Below are 1,476 nucleotides of genomic sequence, written 5' to 3' on the forward strand. Positions count from 1 at the left end.
GTGCAAGTATTGGGCTTTAGGGAAACACGCCCCTTTACCCCGCTGCGCCGCCTCTATCCGCTTGCTGTTCGTCAGGCCAGCATTTTGCCTCGGGCTTCCTTCAGATTCGCGGTCACCCGCGACACCCTTGCCTCTGGCTAACACTTCCCCTTGCCGGGTGTGTAGAGGACTTTCACCTCCAAGTCACCAGCGAGGCCACCACAGCCAAGCTGGTTGCGCTTGCGCGCAACGCGCCATGCCTGGCGCACGCGTAAAAAAACCCGCCGAAGCGGGTTTTTTGTCGATCAGCTCACAAATCAATCAGAGCTCGGAGAAGCACTCTTCGATGATCGCCAGACCTTGGTCAAGTTGCTCGTCCGGCGACGTCAGCGGTACCAGAACGCGCAGAACGTTGCCGTAGGTGCCGCAGGACAGCAGGATCAAGCCCTTGTCCCGAGCCTTGGCCACCACCGACGCTACTGCAGCAGCGTTTGGCTTGTGGCTGTCGCCGTTTTCAAACAACTCGACAGCGATCATCGCGCCCAGGGCACGGACTTCGCCAATCACTGGGTATTTGGCCTGGATAGACTTGAGACCAGTGACCAGACGCTCGCCAACGGCTTTGCAACGGTCCAGCAGGTGCTCTTCTTCGAACACTTCCATCACTGCCAGGGCCGCAGCGCAAGCGATCGGGCTACCGGCGTAAGTGCCGCCCAGGCCGCCTGGAGCAATGGCGTCCATGTATTCGGCCTTGCCACACACACCGGCCAACGGGAAGCCGCCAGCAATGGATTTGGCGAAGGTGGTCAGGTCCGCGGACACGCCCATCTGCTCCATGGCGAAGAAAGTGCCAGTACGGCCAGCGCCGGTTTGCACTTCGTCAGCGATCAACAGGATGCCGTGCTGGTCGCAAAGTGCACGCAGACGCTTCATGAACTCTTTAGGCGCGACGTAGAAACCGCCTTCGCCCTGAACCGGCTCGATGATGATGGCAGCGATGTCACGCGGTTCAGCGTCGTTCTTGAAGACGCGTTCGATGCTGGYGATCGAATCATCGACGCTCACACCATGCAGCTCGTTCGGGTACAGCGCGCGGAACACGCCGCCTGGCATCAGGCCCATGCCGGCCGAGTAAGGCACGACTTTACCGGTCAGGCCCAGGGTCATCATGGTGCGACCGTGGTAAGCGCCGGTGAAGGCGATCACGCCGGCGCGGCCAGTGGCGGCACGGGCGATTTTCACGGCGTTTTCTACCGCTTCGGAACCGGTGGTGACCAACAGGGTTTTCTTGGCGAAATCACCTGGCACCTTGGCGTTGATTTTTTCGCACAGCTCTACGTACGGTTCGTAGGCCAGGACCTGGAAGCAAGTGTGAGTCAGCTTGTTCAGCTGCGCAGTCACAGCGGCAATGATTTTCGGGTGCACGTGACCGGTGTTCAACACGGCGATACCGCCGGCGAAGTCGATGAATTCGCGACCTTCAACGTCGGTCACGGT

At 60.1% G+C, this 1,476-nt stretch carries 1 protein-coding gene; it reads right to left on the reverse strand.

The features are described from left to right. Positions 1-300: 300 nt before the first annotated feature. Positions 301-1,476 (reverse strand): 4-aminobutyrate--2-oxoglutarate transaminase (gene gabT / locus AC1DRJ_RS27435; RefSeq protein WP_477804912.1); only part of this gene is annotated, 1,176 nt, incomplete at its 5' end.

This window comes from Pseudomonas sp. P5_B2 (genome assembly GCF_056400445.1).